15 protein-coding genes are annotated in these 17,358 nt (G+C 65.2%); 7 read left to right on the top strand and 8 right to left on the bottom strand.

Translation table 11 applies throughout. The annotated features are described in order from the left end of the window. Positions 1–32 precede the first annotated feature (32 nt). The 4 genes from ACIBW7_RS05260 to ACIBW7_RS05245 all read left to right on the top strand — a co-directional run bounded on the left by ACIBW7_RS05260 (position 33) and on the right by ACIBW7_RS05245 (position 5,156). Positions 33–1,325, top strand: coding sequence for an ABC transporter substrate-binding protein (locus tag ACIBW7_RS05260; RefSeq protein WP_397044357.1), 1,293 nt, complete (start codon positions 33–35; stop codon positions 1,323–1,325). Then, positions 1,322–3,142 (top strand): hypothetical protein, encoded by a 1,821-nt coding sequence (locus ACIBW7_RS05255; RefSeq protein WP_397044355.1) that lies wholly within the window; start codon positions 1,322–1,324, stop codon positions 3,140–3,142. The genes ACIBW7_RS05260 and ACIBW7_RS05255 overlap by 4 nt, the downstream gene beginning before the upstream one ends. Next, positions 3,139–4,773 (top strand): tetratricopeptide repeat protein, encoded by a 1,635-nt coding sequence (locus ACIBW7_RS05250; RefSeq protein WP_397044353.1) that lies wholly within the window; start codon positions 3,139–3,141, stop codon positions 4,771–4,773. The genes ACIBW7_RS05255 and ACIBW7_RS05250 overlap by 4 nt, the downstream gene beginning before the upstream one ends. Before the next feature lie 122 nt (positions 4,774–4,895). Beyond that, positions 4,896–5,156: a hypothetical protein gene (locus ACIBW7_RS05245; protein WP_397044351.1), complete on the top strand. Its 261-nt coding sequence runs from the start codon at positions 4,896–4,898 to the stop codon at positions 5,154–5,156. Positions 5,157–5,223: 67 nt separating this feature from the next. Here ACIBW7_RS05245 and ACIBW7_RS05240 read toward each other — a convergent pair whose 3' ends face one another. Continuing rightward, positions 5,224–6,210: a GlxA family transcriptional regulator gene (locus tag ACIBW7_RS05240; protein ID WP_397044349.1), complete on the bottom strand. Its 987-nt coding sequence runs from the start codon at positions 6,208–6,210 to the stop codon at positions 5,224–5,226. A 74-nt stretch (positions 6,211–6,284) separates the two neighbouring features. Between ACIBW7_RS05240 and ACIBW7_RS05235 the strand changes: the two genes are divergently transcribed. Both ACIBW7_RS05235 and ACIBW7_RS05230 read left to right on the top strand, forming a co-directional pair. Then, positions 6,285–7,124, top strand: coding sequence for a dienelactone hydrolase family protein (locus tag ACIBW7_RS05235; protein ID WP_397044347.1), 840 nt, complete (start codon positions 6,285–6,287; stop codon positions 7,122–7,124). Positions 7,125–7,563: 439 nt separating this feature from the next. Then, positions 7,564–8,163 carry an FHA domain-containing protein gene (locus ACIBW7_RS05230; protein WP_397045716.1) on the top strand — a complete coding sequence of 200 codons (600 nt, stop codon included), beginning with the start codon at positions 7,564–7,566 and terminating at the stop codon, positions 8,161–8,163. 29 nt (positions 8,164–8,192) lie between these two features. On the opposite strand, the gene ACIBW7_RS05225 is transcribed toward ACIBW7_RS05230, so the two are convergent. Continuing rightward, positions 8,193–8,855, bottom strand: a complete 663-nt coding sequence (locus ACIBW7_RS05225; protein WP_397044345.1) for a S1 family peptidase — start codon at positions 8,853–8,855, stop codon at positions 8,193–8,195. A 546-nt stretch (positions 8,856–9,401) separates the two neighbouring features. On the opposite strand from ACIBW7_RS05225, the gene ACIBW7_RS05220 reads away from it, so the two are divergent. Next, on the top strand, positions 9,402–10,880 hold the full coding sequence (locus tag ACIBW7_RS05220) for a dynamin family protein (protein WP_397044343.1): 1,479 nt from the start codon (positions 9,402–9,404) through the stop codon (positions 10,878–10,880). An 11-nt stretch (positions 10,881–10,891) separates the two neighbouring features. Here the strand turns inward: ACIBW7_RS05220 and ACIBW7_RS05215 are convergent, their stop codons facing one another. The 6 genes from ACIBW7_RS05215 to ACIBW7_RS05190 form a co-directional block, all read right to left on the bottom strand. Next, entirely contained in the window at positions 10,892–12,319 is a 1,428-nt protein-coding gene (locus tag ACIBW7_RS05215; protein WP_397044341.1) for an Hsp70 family protein, read from the bottom strand. Between the two features lie 134 nt (positions 12,320–12,453). Continuing rightward, positions 12,454–14,295, bottom strand: a complete 1,842-nt coding sequence (locus ACIBW7_RS05210) for a dynamin family protein (RefSeq protein WP_397044339.1) — start codon at positions 14,293–14,295, stop codon at positions 12,454–12,456. Between the two features lie 2 nt (positions 14,296–14,297). Continuing rightward, positions 14,298–15,020, bottom strand: coding sequence for a hypothetical protein (locus tag ACIBW7_RS05205; protein ID WP_397044337.1), 723 nt, complete (start codon positions 15,018–15,020; stop codon positions 14,298–14,300). Between the two features lie 186 nt (positions 15,021–15,206). Then, positions 15,207–16,319, bottom strand: coding sequence for a DUF4344 domain-containing metallopeptidase (locus ACIBW7_RS05200; protein ID WP_397044335.1), 1,113 nt, complete (start codon positions 16,317–16,319; stop codon positions 15,207–15,209). Between the two features lie 126 nt (positions 16,320–16,445). Continuing rightward, positions 16,446–16,721: a cytochrome C oxidase subunit IV family protein gene (locus ACIBW7_RS05195; RefSeq protein WP_397044333.1), complete on the bottom strand. Its 276-nt coding sequence runs from the start codon at positions 16,719–16,721 to the stop codon at positions 16,446–16,448. A 4-nt stretch (positions 16,722–16,725) separates the two neighbouring features. Beyond that, positions 16,726–17,334 carry a cytochrome c oxidase subunit 3 gene (locus ACIBW7_RS05190; RefSeq protein ID WP_397044332.1) on the bottom strand — a complete coding sequence of 203 codons (609 nt, stop codon included), beginning with the start codon at positions 17,332–17,334 and terminating at the stop codon, positions 16,726–16,728. Between the last annotated feature and the right edge of the window lie 24 nt (positions 17,335–17,358).

Below are 17,358 nucleotides of genomic sequence, written 5' to 3'. Positions count from 1 at the left end.
CGGCGACACCATAACCGCTCTGTTGGGGGAGCATGGGGACGAGAAGAGCTTTGCTGCAAGCGGGTTGGGTGCTGCCGCTGGCCGCGTGTGCGCCGCAGCTGTTGTGGGGCGATTCGGGGTCGATCCGGATCGGGGTGTCCTGGAGTGGGGCGGAGCTGGCTGCCTTCCGGAAGGTGTTGGAGCCGATGCCGTTCGCGCGATCGGTGGATGTGATTCCGATGGGCGACGAGGTCGGTACCGCGTTCAGCGCGGGCGGGAAGTCGGCGCCGGACATCGTGCTGCTGCCGCAGGCCGGTCAGGTTCGAGCACTCGCCGACGACGGTAAGCTTCGGCCGGTCCACGATGCGCTCTGGACCGACGACCAAGGGGTGCGGTATCCCGAGTTGTGGCGACAGCTGTTGTACCACAACGGAAAACCGTACGGAGTGCCGTTCAAGGCCGCCGACAAGTCGCTGGTCTGGTACGACCGGCAGACCGTCGACAAGTACCACCTCGGCGACCCCGCCGATTGGACGATCGCGGATTGGGTCGACCGGATCGAGGTGCTGGCGGGCACGCCGATCCGGTTGCTCGCCCTCGCCGCGGCGGACGGCTGGGTACTGACCGATGTGTTCGAGAATGTGCTGCGCGCCGAATCTCCGCGCACCTACGACGATTTGACGTCCACCACGCAGGAGCGCGTCTGGGACCGGCCTGCCGTGCGCGCAACGTTCGGAAATCTCGCGCCGCTGTGGGGCCGACGGTATGCCATCGCGGGCGGCGTCGCGGTGGCGTTGACTCGTCAGTTCCCGGACGCGATTCGAGAGGTGTTCGAGCACCGCCGCGCCGCCATGGTGATCGCGCCGGATTTCGCCGAACCCGTTGTCCGCGAGTGCCTTCGAGCCTCGGGTCGACGGCCGGAGGAGGTGGCCGGTATCGCACCGTTCCCGGTCACCGGCCTCGGTGGTGAACGGCCCCGGATTGTGGGTGGCGATGTCATGGTGGTGACCAGATACGCCGGCTCGCACGCCGATGAGGTGGTGGCGGCGCTGGCCGCGCCGGAGGCGCCGCTGCCGTGGATTCAGGGCGACGGCGGCTTCATCGCCCCGAATACGCGGACCACCGTGCGCTATTCGGCACTGCTGGAACCGATCGCGCGTTCGCAGAGCCCCTGGAGCGCGTTCGATTTGTCCGATCAGCTGGGAGCGGTGGGCGGCCGTAATGGGTTGTGGCGCATACTGACCGACTTTCTCGTCGCGATCGGTGACGGTGCCGCCGAGCGGCCGGATGCCGCGATCGATCGCGCGATCGCCGCACTGGACGGATTCGAGCGGAGTCGCCGATGACGGGTGTCGCCGACTTCCGTGCCAACGGATTGCGCATCGAGCTCGCGACTCGCCGGATGCGCGGCCCACTGATACCGGGCGGGCGGCCGCATCGCTGGCTCGGTTGGGCGGGTCTGCTGGCGGTCGGGTTGATCGCGGCGTTGCTGGTGGCGCCCGCGGTGTGGACGGTGGCGATCGCGGTGCCCGCGCGTCCGCGAATCGTGTTCTCCTGCACGCTTGTTGCCTGTGGTGCCGTCGCCTTCACCCTGATCCGCAGGCGTGGATCGTCGAGCCGGGCACGCCTGTCGGTCCTGGCGGTTTGCGCCGTGCTCATTGCGCTGGGGCTCTGGTTGCTCGCCGACGCCCTGGCCGGCGACGGGAGATGGGCGTACCTGCTGACCATGCTGTGGGTCGTGTTCGGTCTGGTCTTGCTGCTCGTCGCGGTAGGTATCGCCTGGCTGTCACGCGATTCGCGCAGGTTGTGGGCGCCGCTGATCGTGCCGTTCGGTATCTCGGCATTCGTCTCGGGTGTCGCCTTCCGGATAATCTTCCAATATCTCGCCGCTCGGTTCGGCATCGAAAGCGTTGGCGGGTACCGGATCTGGTTCGCGCTGATGCTCGGTTCGGCGTTTCTATGGACCTGGCTGGGCTTCCTGACCGGCTTGTTGCGCGCCGATATCCGTGCCATCGAGGCGGATCCGGTGCGGTCGGGCTATCTACACGGGCAGGGAAAGCGTTTCCCGCTGCTGCGCCTGCTGGAGTTGGTGCGTCCGATCCTGCTCATTCTCGGATTGGTCGTCGCGGTGGCCGCGGCCAGGGTCTTCGACGTGGTGCTGATCGGGGTACCTGGTTCGATGCAATACCAGCTCGACAGTGCGACCGTGCAGTGGTGGCGCCTGGCCACCGACGGCGATCTCGGCGCGGGTGTCGCCGCGGCGTACGCGCTGCCGTTGGCGGTGCTGGTCGGCTTCGTGGCCTGGCTGCCGCGGACCGGCGTGCGCGGGCAGCGCGGCGGTCAGACCTATACGGCGGTTTCGCCGCCGGTGGATGCCAGTCGCCGCATCGGTGCGGTGCGCGCGATCGGGATCGCCGCGGTGTCGCTGTTCGCGTTGGTGCCGATCCTGGTGCTCATCGTCGTTTGTCTGCACGGCCCCAACGGATTCGGGCTTTCGGCGCTCACCGGCATGTGGCGCGATGAATCCTTCCGTGCGGCATGGCAGACGACGTTGCTGGTGGCCGGGTTGGCGACGATCGTCGTGGTGGCGGCCGCACTTCCGGTGGCGCATCGACTGGCCGCGGGGCGTCCGGAGGGGGTGGTCTCGCGGATCGCGGTGGTGTCCCTGGTCGTCCTGTCGGTGCTGCCCGCGCAGAGCTACCTCGGTTCCCTCGATGCGTTCATCGACACGTTCAGCTTGTCCGGCACCAGGATTCCGCTGATCTTCGTGCACGCCGCCGCGGGATTGCCGATCGCGATCCTGATCCTGCGCGGTGCGATGCTGGCCCCGCCGGATACTCCGGCCGATGCGGCGCTGCACGGGCTGGCCAGTCCCGGCACCGTTACTCGGCGACTGCTGGCATCGGCGGGCCCCGCCGTGGTGGCGGTCGCGGTGCTGGAATTCATCCAGGTGTGGAACGACTTCTTCATCGGGCTGATGATGAACGGCGCGGGTGCCAGCCCCTGGTCGTTGCTGCTGTGGGGCGAGGCACGGCAATTCAACGAGAACGCAGCGGAATTGGCGGCCGGGTCGCTGCTGTCGGCCGTGCTGCCCGTGCTGCTGCTGCTTGTCACGTGGCGGCGCTGGCTGGTACCGGGACTGACCGGCGGGACGCTGTCGTGACGGCGCCCCGCGGATACGAGGCTCCGCAGCAGAGCACGCCGCGCTCGTCGATCTGGGAGGGAGTGCTCGGCACCGCAGAGGTCGTCGCGTGGGCGCTGGTACTCGAACTCGGTCGCAATATCGTGGTCAACTCACTCGGCGACAGCGATGTCGTCAAGGTGATCGGTGGGTTGCTGCGTGGGCTCGCCATCGTCGCCGTGCTCGGCGCCGGCGCGTATGTCGCTTACCGACGCATAGACAGCTTTCGCGAAAGAGTGCGCACCGAAAGGGAACTCGCCCTGATCGCCGAACTCGTCGAACCCGGCGAGCCGGTACGCGTCGTCGACGCCAGAAGCTGTCGCGATCGGCCGCAAGAACTTGCCGAACTCGATCACGACCCCGTCCTCGCGGCACTGCGGGACCTGCCGGTTCAGAAATTCGAGACAGCCGCTCTGCTCGGGGTGTTGTCGGCCATCCTCGAGGCGCCGACCCGGTTGCCCTCGGATTCAGCACCCGACGGGCGTACCGCGAGCCTGTTGCTGGCCGACCTAGAGATGCGCGGAGTCGTCGATTATCTCGGCGCCGACCGATATTGCCTGCGCAAAGCTCCGAAGTTGCCACTCGCCGCGGAGGTCGTCCACGGACCACACTGGCAGGCGGCGTTACCCGCACTGCTGCATCACTATGCCGACCGGGCCAACCGCTGGGCGATCGCCTTGGAAACGGTTCGTTTCGCCAAGGGGGCGCGCCGCTGGTTCGAAGCGGAAGAAGAATATCTGCGCACGCTCTTCCGAAATCCGGGAACGCGGCTTCCGACCGCGGCGGTACACGAACTCGCCAGAATCGCGGACGCCCTCGACGTCTGGTATGCCAGGCAGGGTTTGCCCGAGAACGCTTACGGCGTTGCAGAAGCGCTGTGCGATCTCACCGATTCCGGTGATTTCCCGCTGCGTAGTGAGCTGGCCGCGATTCGGGCGGGACGCCGCCTGCACCGACGGCCGCCGAAATACCGTCCACGCGCTCTGTCCACCAGTCTTGCCGCGCGCTGGTCGCACTACGAAGCGCTGGATCGACTCGACACCGCGCCGCCGAGTCCGACCGTGCTGTCAGAGTCGGTCGAACAACTGGAAGCTGCCTGGTGGTTGCTGCCGCGTGCGGATCTGGCCGCAGTGGTGTGCGCGCTGATCAACCTGGCCGTTGTCCACTTACATCAGGGTCGGCTGGACGCCGCCCAGGACCGCCTGGAATTGGCCGAATCCTTGACCCGCGACGGCCGCGACCCCGATGGCCGTGCCCAGACGAGCGAAACGCTCGGCGTCCTCTGGTGGACCCGCGGTGAACCCCGCCGGGCCCTTCGACATTGGCAAACCGCTCTCACCGCGTACCGCGAACTCGAAGACGATCTCGGTACCGGCCGCTGCCTGCAGCATCTCGGATCGGCGGTGGTTCTCGCACCCGAACACGGTGGCCTGCTGCTGGGTAACGACCCTGCGCTCACCCGTGCCGAAGTTCTCCGGCAGGCCGGCGGCTGGCTGGCCGCCGCCCGCCGCCTGCACCCCAACGCCTTGCACGCCGAACACTATGCGCGCCAAGCCGGTTCGAGACTGCACACCGTGGATCGCTGGCCGCTGGCCGCCCCGGATCCGCAATAGCCGGGTCACGGCCCCGGAATCCTGAAGCTGGCCCCAGCCCCAAAGTAAGGCCGCCTGAAGCCATCCAGGTCCGTTTGTCCTGGGCGGCAGCCGGGTTGGCTATCTGTTCCGCTTCCTTGGAAGTGGAACAACCCGACGCCGCGCCGGACACGCCGCGGTCGGTGATCGGATACCAGGGCGAACCGGAACGGCATTCGTTCCGAAAATCGTTCCATCGAAGATGCCACATCGGCCGACCCACCGCCTGGCCCGACGGCAAGATCGACCATGTCCGGCTGCTGCGCGAACAAGGAAACAGCCTCGGTGAAATCACGAGCAAGACCGGCATCCCGAAGACATCACTGCACCGCTACCTCACGCCGGCGACCGAACAAGAACAGTGATCGCGGTGGCTACCTGACTGAACAGGGCTTTATGTACCAGGTGACACGACCGTTAACGGCACTCCTATCAGGTCGATTCGGCCGCGCGGGTGCGGGTGGCGGTCGGTGTCTCGCCGGTGTGCCTGCGGTAGATGCGCCGGAAGGCCGCCGGATCGGCGTAACCCACCGCGCCCGCGATCACGTCGACGGGTTCGCGCGTGGTCGTGAGCAGGGTGGCCGCCTGCCCGACCCGGAGGCGATGAACGTACTGGGTGGGTGAGACGCCGACGCGGTCGCGGATGCGGCGGTTTAGAGTGCGCGGAGAAACCGCTGCGACACTGGCCAATTCGTCCAGCGATAGTTGCCGGTGCAGATTGGCGTGCACGTGCTGTTGCACGGCGCGCAGCACCGGGTCGGTGGCCCGTAGATGCTCGAGCACCATGTAGCGCGACTGCGACATGCGGGCATCGAGCACCAGGTAGTGAGCCACCTGCTCGGCCAGTGCGCCGCCGCCGAGGCGGGCGACCAGCGCCAGCAGCAGATCTGTGTGGGCGAAAGCCGCACCGGCGGTGAGTATTGCGCCGCTGTCGACCACCATGCGATCGGAGTGCACGGTGACATCGGGGAAGCGGCGGGCCAACAGCGGCGCCAACCACCAAGTAGTGGTGACGGCCCGGCCAGACAGCAGCCCCGAGGCCGCGAGCACGAAGACAGCCGAGCAGGAGGCAGCTACCGTAGCGCCGGAATCAGCGGCACGCCGGATGATTTCGACGGCCTGCATGGTCCGGGGTCCCATCAGCAGTTCCTCGACACGCGCTTCGCTGGACGCGGACGGCCCCGGCAGCACCAGAATATCGCCGGGTTCGAACTCTGCCGCGCCGAGCGGGGTTTCGGTATCGACGCTGATCAGCCGCCCACCGCTGGATCGGACCGGCAGCCCATCGAGTGATGCGACGCGCTGCCGCAGCCGCCCGCCCGTCGTGTCACCGGCGATCCCGGCTGCCGTGTCGACGATGTCGATACCGAGGCCGAGTGCACCTTCGAGCACACCGTCCAGCGCGAGGTGGGTAATCATGTGGCGAGACTAGACCGAAGAGTGGCGATCTTGCCAATGGCGGTGTGCTGACCTGCTGCGGCAGGGTTTGGGGTGTGCAGCAATCTCTCCCGCAGGATTCTCTCGACGACGACCTCGCCGATTTCGCACCCCGGTCGATCACGCTCGACGGAGTAGCCCGCACGGTGTACGTCAGCGGCATCGGACCGGCGGTCATCGTCATGGCGGAAATGCCCGGCATCAGTCCCGATGTGGCTCGCTTCGCCCGCTGGGTGCGCGACGCCGGGCTCACCGTCTACCTGCCGTCACTGTTCGGCCGCGACGGTGCCTATCCGGAGGCAGAGGCCGGCGTGGAAGTCTTCAAACGAGCCTGTGTCAGCGCGGAATTCCGGGCCTTCGGCGCGGGCAGGTCCAGCCCGGTCGCGGTGTGGCTGCGTGCGCTGGCAGCCCTGGCCCATCGCGAATGCGGCGGTCTCGGCGTCGGCGCGCTGGGTATGTGCTTCACCGGGAATTTCGCGCTCACCATGATGCTCGAGCCCGCGATGCTGGCGCCGGTGCTGTGCCAGCCGTCGCTGCCACTGGATGAGCCTGGCGGACTAGAGATTTCGCCCGGTGAGCTCGCGGCCGTGCGGGAGCGACTCGATCGCGATGATCTCGTCGTGCGCGCCTATCGCTTCGAGGGCGACCGCTTCTGCACCGCGCAGCGTTTCGCCGCCTACGCCGCAGCGCTGGGTCCGCGTTTCGAGCCGCGAGTGCTGCCCGCCGACGCGGCGAATCCCTCTCCGCCGCCTTTTTTCTCGCAGATCGTCGGCTGCCCGCACAGTGTGGTCACCGCGCATCTGGTCGATACGGCGGGGGAGCCGACCGCCGCGGCCCGCGACGAGATCCTCGCCTTTCTCGTGGACCGGCTGACTGCGGACGTCCCGTTGCAGTGACATAGCTCCACTGCTGGTCCAGCTTCGCGGCCACTTCCGACGTACAGGAATTCTCTAGCCCGCAACACGTTCTCGGCTCAGGTCCAGGCGTGTGTCCATGTCGAGCCGGAATCGGCCACAAGGATTGATATTCGACCAGAACAACGGCGACATCGCCCGGCATTCGTTGTCGCCCGGACTCCTGGTTCGGAATATTTTCGAAAATGAGACCTAGCGAACGATCAGACCCCCACCCCGTATACCAAATTAGTTGAATTCTTACATGGAGCGGCTCGAAGCGCGCATTCTGATCTTATAAGTCGGTGCCCGCAGTTCATGACGTACCTCGAATCGGGAAAGACGCATCATGTCCACGTCATACGGACAACAGGCGCTGCGTTACGGACCCTATCCAGACGCAGGCGAGCGTGCGCGGCATCGGTCAGCCGGTGGTGGCACGCTGTCCCAGCGGATCGGCTACGGGAATTGGCGCGAGATTCCACTCGATCACGACACACACGGGATGACAATCGGACGGTCGGAGGCAGCCGACATCACCGTGACCGCCGACGCGACCGTCTCGCGGCTGCACGCCATAATCAAGCGGGTTAGCGACTGCTGGGTCGTCATCGATAATGGGCTGTCGACAAATGGGACCTTCGTCAACGGCGAGCGCGTCGGCGGCTATCGCAAACTCGAGTCCGGCGATACGATCCGGCTCGGAAAATCGGTATTCATCTTCACCGATGGCCACCCATCCGAGGATGAACGAACGATTGCCCAGGCTGGTCTGCCGGCCCGTACCGCGTTGACCGACGCTCAGTATCTGATTCTCGAGGCACTATGTCGCCCGTACGACGCTGAGACCGGGTTCACCTACCCCGCATCGAACTGGCAGATTGCAGAGGATCTCTGCCTGAGCGTCGCCACGGTGAAGACTCACATGCGGGCGCTGTTCAAAATATTCGACGTCGAATCCTTCCCGCAGAACAAAAAACGTATGTTTCTGGTCGAGCGCGCACTCGACAGCGGTGTGATCGTCAATCACCACGGGCGGTAGGACTTCGGCCGGAATATGCGGTGACGCAGCTAGATCGGGCGGAAACCCGCTCCGATATCACCGCGCGCGTCGATGTCGCCCATGATGGCGGCAATATTCGCGCCGAGTTGCGGTCCCAGGCACGGCACTCTCAGGTATCCGTTCACCATGCCTACGAGCGTTGTGCCGACTACGACCGGGCCGCCCGAGTCACCGGGAAGAACGCATATCTGCGTCCAGGTCCAGGTGTCGGTCTGGAACACATCTCCGTAGGCCAGTCCACAGGTCTGGCCCGTGGTATAGCCTTCCTTGCACGCGACGTCCGGGAACTGCGCCGGACCGCCCAATCCGGTAATCGTCGTATTACCCACGCGATTCACGGGTACGACCTTGTCCGGATCGAACACGATGACGGCGTAGTCCATATCGTTGTTCGCGTAGGCGAAGGTGCCCACGACGCCGGCGTCACGGTTGGCGTCGGCAACGACCGTGGTACCCGCCTCACCGCAATGACCTGCGGTGAGCCCGACCAGCCGACCCGCGGCATCGTGCCCGATCGTGGTCAGCGTGCAGACGCCCTGGTCGTTGACGATAATGCCGGAACCACCGCCCAGTACAGACGGGTCTGTGGCATGCGCAGTGCCTACTTGCACCCCGGCTGGCGCTGCGCATGCTGCGAGCACAGCCGCAGCCCCCGCGAGCTTCCTGAACATGTTCAATCCAATCGCTGAGCTGCAACTATCCGGTCATACGAGGCAGATGCCCGTACCGAGGGGGAAGATCGGCGGTACGAAGCAGACCCACCACAGCAGTGGGTTCCACCACAAAACGGCAGGCTCGACCTGCGGGGGGAGTTGTTCGGAGGCGGGTGCCACTTGGACAGGCGCCGGGGGAGCAACCGGGGCGGGAGCGGCGGTAGCTACGCCTGACCCGAGAGCAATCATCGGTGCGAGCGCTGCCGCTGCTACGGCCGCGCGAATTTTGGTGCTGTTCATGATGGTTCCTTCAACTGGGCTTCAGGGACGCCCTCGTCCGTCGAAGGCTTCCCGCGCGTGAACACCACCAACTCTTCTCGTAGAGTGCGCGGAAGATCATCCTCCCCCGGGTTGGAAACACTCACACCCCGGCGACGCGAGCTGTCGCCCCGGGCCATCGGAGCACGTCAACGCAGATAATGAAGTGTTAGGCACGCGCTGCGGATTCGGTGGCGCAATGATGTTCGGTATGGGTGAAACCATCCGGGTTACCCGAGTGCCGATATGAACACCGCGGCGCCGATCGCCAGGGTCGACAGAATCATCGAGGCCGCCCATCGCGTGTACTTCGGTAACCGCGCCGCTACCGATCGCCTCGAAGAGGGCGCGCGACGGCTGCACGAACCGCTGCGCATCGCGTTGGCCGGTGCCGTCAAAGCTGGAAAGTCGACACTGCTCAACGCACTGGTAGGCCAAGATATCGCGCCGACCGACGCCACCGAATGCACCCGCGTCGTGACCTGGTACCGGCACGGTGCCACGCCGACGGTTATCGCCCAGCTCGCGAGCGGCCAGGCCGAGTATGTACCGATACAGCGAGCCGAGGGTGGTCTGACGTTCGACCTCGGCAAGCTTATGGCCGCGCAGGTCGATCGAATCGATGTCGACTGGCCGGTGCCCCGCCTCGCGCGCACCACGATCATCGACACCCCCGGAACCACGTCATTGTCGAGGGATGTGTCCGCGCGCACACTGCGGTTGCTGACTCCGGACACCGGCTCCGCCGGAGCCGATGCGGTGGTCTATCTGTTTCGTTCGCTCGACGATTCCGACCTCACACTGATTCGTCAGATCGGCGAGCACGTCGGCGGCAACGCCGGTCCGCTCGGAATCGTCGGCGTCCTCTCGCGGGCAGACGAACTCGGTGCGGGCCGTCCGGACGCAATGCACTCCGCCCGCGCGGCCGCCAAAGACTTCACGCGCGAATTGGAAACGACGGGCTTGTGTCAGGCGGCCGTAGCGGTTGCGGGTTTGCTCGCCTTTACCGCGAAAACTCTTCGACAGAGCGAGTTCGTGGCTCTTCGCCAGCTCGCCACGGTCGCACCGGCCGACCTGGAATTGGCCATGCTCTCGGCCGACCGATTCCAGCGAGCCGACTATCTGCCGATTGATTCCGCGGCGCGGCAGCACCTCGTCAGACGTCTGGGGCTATTCGGAATCGGCATGGCACTGACTCGATTACGGTCCGGAACCAGCGATTCGGCGGCTCTGGTCGACGAATTGATCGCACGCAGCGGTATCGGTGAACTCGAGCGCGTCATCGACATTCAGTTCGGCCAGCGGGCGGACGAATTGAAGGCACATACCGCGCTGCTGATGCTGCGGCAGATATTCGCCGCCGACCCGGCCGCGCAGGCCGCACCGCTCGGCCGGGAAGTCGCGACACTGCTCGCGAATGTGCACGGCTTCGAAGAACTCCGACTCCTGAGTCGGCTCCGCTCGACCGAGACGGTGTTGTCCGAACACGAACTCACCGATCTGCAACGGGTGATCGGCGGTCACGGGACGGGACCGGCCGAGCGCTTGGGAATCGAACCGTTCGCGGTCGCGGGCGTGGGCCAGGACGTCGCATTGGCGGAAATCAGCCGATGGCGATCCCGGGCCGAACACCCACTTGCGGATCAGTTCACGGCCAATGCCTGCATTGTGGCGGCCCGCAGCGCCGAAGGTGTGCTGAGCGAGTTGCGGCGGGGTGTTCGATAGGACTGGACTGCTTATGAAACAGGCCTGGTGGGGTAGGGGAGTTGCGTGGTGGTTGTCGCGGCAGGTGAAGGCGTGTCGGTAACTTGCTCGGTTACCGTGGGCTGCGGCTGGGTCTTCGGTGCGCTGTGCGTAACAATTCCGACAGTCGCCGCCGCGAGCGTAGTAATCGCCGCCGCGGCGAGCAGTGCTTGTTTGCGACGTCGACTGCCGACCTTCTTGCCACCTCCGGTTGATTCCGGCGCCACTGGATTCGCGGACGCGGCGACCGCCGGCGGCGTGCTCGCGACCTGCTCGGCGGATCGAGACGGTTCCGGAGCTTGCGGCGGGGTAGCAGGTGTCGGTGCCTGTGTCGATAGCGGCGGCGCCGGCGCCGATGGGGCGACACTTGCCGAAGAACGCGCCAGCAGCGCAGCACCATTCGCGGATGTGAGGCCCGGATCGGGTTCCGCTATCACCGGTACGTGCAACTCCGTGGACAACACCTCGGCCACGAGCGGGGTTGCCGACGCCGCACCGGCCAGCACTACTGCTCGCACATCGCCGGCATCGATTTCGTTGGTGCGCAGGGCTTCTCGGACAAGTCCGGCGGACTCGACGACCTGCTCTCTGATCAGCTCCTCGAGTTCGGAGCGGACAAGTCGCACGTCGTGACGCACGGGTCCCAGCTCTACCTCGATCACCGCGGTCGTTTCGGTGGAAAGCGTCTCCTTGGCCTGCCGGCTTCGCAGCCGCAGTTCGTTCAGTGGCGCCAGCAAAGCGGGGGCCGCGAGATCGATATCTCCGAGTTCCCCAGCCAGGCCTCGGAGAACGTGCAGCAAGATCGCGTCATCGATGTGCTTGCCACCGAATTCCGCGCTCCGGACCGTTCTGCCGATCTGTTCGGTAGCGCGGGCCACCGAGACGCTGAGACCGTTGCCGCCGAGGTCGTACACCACGACGGCGCCGTCCGACGGCAACCCCCGTGTCGACTCGACACGAGCGAGAATCGATCCGACCTCGTCCACGAGTGCCACACCGGTCATGTCCATCAGGTCGAGCGCCTCGCGAAGCGCCCGCACGCCCTGTGGCTGCCAGTAGCTGGGATATGTCGCGGCGATGGTGGGAGGCCCGGCGAACGCACCGGCCGAATACCGGGTCAGATACCGGACGGCGCTGGCCACCAGTTTCTCCGGCCGATGGGCGGAACCGTCGGCGGCGACGAGGTCGATCGGGTCGCCGACGCGGTCCACGAACCCGGTGACCATCAGCCCCGGGTGCGCCGGACGGGCACCGCTGCCGAGCGGAGACAGTGTCGGCGCCATGCCTTGGGTCATGATCAACGTCGCCTGATGCTGGGTCGTCTGGAGACGTGGGGCTCGCCGCTCGGAACCTTCCGACGCCGCGTCAGCTGCGGTGACGAAACCTGCTGTGCCGATCTTGATGCCAAGACTGCCGGACATGCACACCTCTCGGTTGGTGGTCGCTGGGGATTTGCGCTTATAAATCTCCTGCACCGACGGATCGTCGGCCATATCCCCAAGTGGTGAACCGGACCCCGCATGGGGTGAGGTTCGTTCACCCAAGGTGGAATCGGTTATGTTCGCTGGGACTGCACGGCCCGCAGCCGGGCGGCGCCTTCGCGAACCCTGGCCAGCGCGATGAGATTCTGTTCGACCTCGGCGGCACGCTTTTCCCGCGCGACCCGCTCCATGCCTGCCGCGTCCTGTGCTGCCTTCATCGAACTCTGCAGTGACGCCAAGGCTTGTTCGGCAGATTCCCTGAAATGATCGCGCAGCTCCCGCTGCATATTCCGGAGGCGGTCACGGGAGAGCTTGTGCACCTGGAAGGACACGTCGTCGACGTACTTTCGGAGCGTGAGCTGAGCGACGTTGCGGCGGCGGGCCAGTCGCCCGGCGCGGTCCTGCTGGTAGGCCTTCACACCGATCACGACCCCGGCTCCGATCGTGATCGGGTTCATCATCGCCGCGCCGACCATGGTGGCGCCCATGCCGATCATCATCGCGCCGCTGTAGCCACTGCGCACGGCGGTCAGGCCCCTGTCCGCGAGCGAAACCTTCGTATCGCGCAGCTCACCGATCTGCAGCCGTGGGTCGATCAGGTCGCCCTGGCAGATGGCCTCTAGCACAGGAAGATCGACGCCGTTGCCGTCCGCCGCGAACGATGCCGCCACCCGCTCGGCCAGTGCCTGAGCGGACTGGTACGCCCAGACGAAATTGTCGCCGACCGCAGCGCTCACCTCTTCCTGCACCCACTCGGTCAATACCGGCCATTTCTTGTCCGGATCGCCGTCCGCGAGTTCGGACTCGATGTGCTTGTTGATGCTGCGCAGCCGTTCCCGAAGGTCGTGGTCGATCTCGGAATTGAGGTCCGCGACACCGTCGTTCAGTACCTGCTGCCACGACCGCGCCGACTTCACCTGCGCGTCCGACATCTCCTTGCGCGCCTTCAACTCCTCGGCCATTCGCTGCTGGAACCCTGGGTCCCGCAGCGCATTGAATTCCGCCTCGTACGGCACGGTCAGATGGTGCGCGACAGACTCGATATCCCTCGCTGTGCGGATGCGCCGCTTGGTTGCGATATCGGCGAGGCCCTCGGTGCGCAGGAACGCGAGCAGTTCGGGATAGCCGGATTCGGCATTGAGTTCCTTGTCGCGCAGGCGCACTGCGTGGCCGCGCAGCGTCGACGAAACCGGAATGATTCGGCAGCCGACCCCGGCATCGGCGAGGTGGCGTCGATCGGCGTCCGCGATTCGGCGCCATTCGGGGTAGATGTCGACCTTGGTCAACGCGATGACGGCCGCGGGGCACAGGCCGATCACCTGTTGCACGAACCGAAATTCGGGTTCGGTGAACTCCTGGCTGGCGTCGGTGACGATGACGACGGCGTCCGCCAGCGCCACCTCGTTCAATACCCGCGGGACATGCCGCTGGCCGATGCCGCCGACACCCGGGGTGTCGATGAGGGCCAGACCGTTCGGCAGCGTCGCGGTATCGATGCCGACCTCCGCGCACACCACCTGGCCGCCTCGCGCGTGCGGGGACTTCGCCAGATCGGATTGCAACTCACCGAATGGGAGTGCCGCCGCCACTGGAGTTTCGGCGTGCGGCATCTCGACCACGAGCTTCGCGACCGGTTGGTCCGCATGCCGGACGACGGTGACCACCGAGGTTGCTCGACGGTCACCGACTACGCAGACCTGCTCGTTCAGCAGGGCGTTGAGCAGCTGACTCTTGCCCTGCTGGCGCGATCCGACAACGGCGACCCGCATGGCAGCGTCGGCGGATCGGCGTCGCACGGATTGGAGGGTGCCGAGCAGGTCTTCCCGGTTCGCCGACTGTGCGAGTCGGATCAACCAATCGAACAGGGGCGGGGCGGCAGCGGCCGATCCACCCGCCGGTAGTTGATCGGCTGGCATGCTCAGAACATGTCCATGGCGTCGGCAATGGTGTCACCGATATCGGCCAAGGGCCCCTCGGAAAACATGTCTGCCGTCCCATCGCTCATGCCGACGCTGTCGGAACCCGTGTTGTAGACGTCATCGGGCGGCAGGCCGTCGTCCATGGACATATCGTCGATCGGTTGCTGATCCATAGGTTGCTGGTCGATCGGTTGCTGGTCCATGAGCGGCTGTTGGTCGACGGGTGCCTGTTGATCGACGGGCTGTTGTTGGTCGATGGGTGCCTGCTGGTCGACAGTCGGTTGCTGGTCCATGGGCGGCTGTTGGTCCATGGGGAACTGCTGGTCGACGGGTGCTTGCTGGTCGACGGGTGCTTGTTGGTCGACGGGAGCCTGTTGGTCGACGGGAGCCTGCTGGTCAACGGGTGCTTGCTGGTCGACGGGCTGTTGCTGGTCCACGGGTGGTTGCTGCTGATCCACCGGTTGCTGGTCGACCGGCAGCTCGAAGCCGGGAATTTCAATCGGCCCCTGCGGCTGTTCGAGACCGGGAATCCCGCCCAGCTGATTCATGATGTCGTCGAATCCCTGGCTCAGCTGTGCCGTCATATCCTGCGGATCCGTCGCGGCGCCACCGCAACTCGGGGCTCCGCCAAGCTGGTTCATGATGTCGTCGAATGGGTTTTCCTGTGACAATTTTTGCCTCCGTGGGTGTCTGTCGTCGAATTGTGGATGGGGCCAATCCACGTCTGGACTTCCCGGTACCAATGGCTCGTGATCTATGGTCCGGGCATACGACGGCAGGAAATAGACACCTGAGGTGGAGCAAACCCACCCCCTTGGAGGCGGGCATTCGCCCCGAAGGTGAACGCTGTGGCCGCCTGCGACGTCAACCGCGTCTGTCGTCGTAGAGACAGCCGGAAGACGACTCGCCTAGCGCGTAGGGGTGGTGGAATGCGTTTGGCTGGAAGACGGTGTCGCGCTCGGGGTATTGCCGGCGGGGGCGCCGAGGCTGGTCTTGACATAGGGCTTCAAAAGGGTCTCCCACGCGGCCTTCATTCGGTTGTATTCGTCGGGACACCCGGCGGCGCGCTGATATGGCAGGAACCCCTTTTTATCTGGGTCACCCGGTTTGTTCACCAGCGCGCCCAGCACGTTGGGTTGGGAGCCGTAGGCCCAGCACTCCAGGTTGTAGGCGCGCACCTGACTCAGCGAGTGTTCGTCGGCGAAGGTGCGCGCATCGAGACTTGCCGGATCATCGGAGACGTCGAACCAGAAGTCGGCCGCCGCGGCCACGCTACCGGCACCGAGGGGACCGGGGATGGTCAATAGGACCAGGGCGCCGAGCTGGTCCGCGGAGTCCTCTTCACGTCCTGTCGCGGGGAGCGAATACAGGTTGATCGCCATGTGTGCGGACTCGTGGAAGGTAATCATGCGAGTTACGCCGTCGAAGTACAGGTTGAAAATGTCAGTAGTTCCCATGTAATTCGCATTCGCAGGTTCCGCAGCCTGCATCTTCGCGTATCTGTCGGCGACCGCGAACATCTCATAACAGAGGATCATCGACTGGTTCTGCGGATCCCAGTAGGCGTTGAACTCGCCACATTCCTTGGCGATGACCGGAATGTCCTTCGGCAGCTTGTACATCGCCCCGAGGGCATCGGTGAGGTCCTCGAGGACCTTGTTGTCTTGAATGGCTTGCTTACCTTCTTTGGCAAGGTCCGAAGCCATCGCACGCTCGTACTTGGGCACGAACTTTCCGCTGTCCGCAACCTTGCTCGCGCTCGAAGTCGCGGCGCTCGTCGTCCCCTGCGACGCCGGCTTTCCGTCCTTATCCGATGAACACGCCGTCGTCGCCGCGGCCAGTATGGCCACCGCCCCGGCCCATCGACACCATTTGGAAATCATTGCAATACGCCTCTCCAAGTCGCAGGGCGCCCGGTACGCGATGATTGCTAAATGGTAGCAAGGTCGTGTGGTCGGCATGTTGGGTTTTCGTCGCATCGTTGAAGCGTCGTCTCGGTCCGGGATGTTTACCGAGGTCATCGGTGAACCTTGTGGTCGCTTGCCCTCGACTGCTCGATTTCTTGGTCGCGCCGACAGGCGGACGCGGCGTTGCTGCGTCGTAACTAAATGACCGGCTCCGGCGCGCTCGCCGCGCCGATGTCCCGGTCAGTACAGATATATGGCCAGCGCCGCAGCCCAGAAGGCCAGCAGCCAGATGTCGGTGAAAAGGCGCAGCCACCGCGGGCTGGTGCGGACTTCCATGAAGTACTGGATGACGAGTCGCCCCTTGATGACTGCCATGGTCAACACGGCGACTGTGATCGTCGTGTCGGCGGTCGGCCGGGCGGTGTGGTCGGTGTGGCCCAGCAACCATGAGAGCAGAGTGATGACGCACAGGGTCGCCCAGACGTAGGTGATCCGTGCGGCGGCTGTCGGGTTCATCGCGTCACCTCATCACGTATACGAGGGCGAAGATGATGAGCCAGAGCAGGTCCACCATGTGCCAATAGACGGCTCCGGCCTCGACCAGCGATATCTGGCGGTGCGGCTTGCGGAGCTGGACGTAGACGACGGCCAGGAATACGAGCCCGAGCCCGACGTGGAATACGTGGATGCCGGTCAGCATGTAGTAGTACATGAAAAAGTCGTTGTGCGGGAACGTCATTCCCCGTCCGACTTCCACGGTCCATTCGTAGGCCTTGATCAGGATGAACAGCACCCCGCAGGCGCCGCCCGAAACAACCAGTTGCCGTGATCGGTCGAGATCGCCGGCGCGCGCGGCGATTACGGCTCGTGCGACGAGCCAGGAGCTCGTGATCAGCACCAGCGTGTTCACGAATCCGACGTTCAGGCTGAGGTGCTGCTGGGATTCCAGGAACAGGTCGCGGTGCTGATCGCGGTCGACCAGGAAGATGAGGAAATAGATCCCGAAGATGATCAGGTCGCCGAGCACGAAGATCCACATGTCGGCGTCGCCGGGGAGGTGTGTGCTGGGTCGTGGGTCGAGGTTGCCGACGGCGGACCCGTCGTCGGTGGTTCGGTCGGTATCCGTCATGCCCTGTGGTCCTGTTCGATATCG

Origin of the sequence: Nocardia sp. NPDC049526 (assembly GCF_044465765.1) — a bacterium.
Classification (GTDB): domain Bacteria; phylum Actinomycetota; class Actinomycetes; order Mycobacteriales; family Mycobacteriaceae; genus Nocardia.
The sequence above is the reverse complement of the archived record's forward strand: the minus strand, read 5'-3'. Positions and strand labels throughout refer to the sequence as shown.

Excerpts from the sequence above, each read along its gene's own strand:
- ACIBW7_RS05200 (WP_397044335.1), bottom strand. The coding sequence starts at position 16,319 with ATGACCTCGGTAAACATCCCGGACCGAGACGACGCTTCAACGATGCGA.
- ACIBW7_RS05210 (WP_397044339.1), bottom strand. The coding sequence starts at position 14,295 with ATGCCAGCCGATCAACTACCGGCGGGTGGATCGGCCGCTGCCGCCCCG.
- ACIBW7_RS05225 (WP_397044345.1), bottom strand. The coding sequence starts at position 8,855 with ATGTTCAGGAAGCTCGCGGGGGCTGCGGCTGTGCTCGCAGCATGCGCA.
- ACIBW7_RS05220 (WP_397044343.1), top strand. The coding sequence starts at position 9,402 with ATGAACACCGCGGCGCCGATCGCCAGGGTCGACAGAATCATCGAGGCC.
- ACIBW7_RS05255 (WP_397044355.1), top strand. The coding sequence starts at position 1,322 with ATGACGGGTGTCGCCGACTTCCGTGCCAACGGATTGCGCATCGAGCTC.
- ACIBW7_RS05195 (WP_397044333.1), bottom strand. The coding sequence starts at position 16,721 with ATGAACCCGACAGCCGCCGCACGGATCACCTACGTCTGGGCGACCCTG.
- ACIBW7_RS05240 (WP_397044349.1), bottom strand. The coding sequence starts at position 6,210 with ATGATTACCCACCTCGCGCTGGACGGTGTGCTCGAAGGTGCACTCGGC.
- ACIBW7_RS05260 (WP_397044357.1), top strand. The coding sequence starts at position 33 with ATGGGGACGAGAAGAGCTTTGCTGCAAGCGGGTTGGGTGCTGCCGCTG.
- ACIBW7_RS05190 (WP_397044332.1), bottom strand. The coding sequence starts at position 17,334 with ATGACGGATACCGACCGAACCACCGACGACGGGTCCGCCGTCGGCAAC.
- ACIBW7_RS05215 (WP_397044341.1), bottom strand. The coding sequence starts at position 12,319 with ATGTCCGGCAGTCTTGGCATCAAGATCGGCACAGCAGGTTTCGTCACC.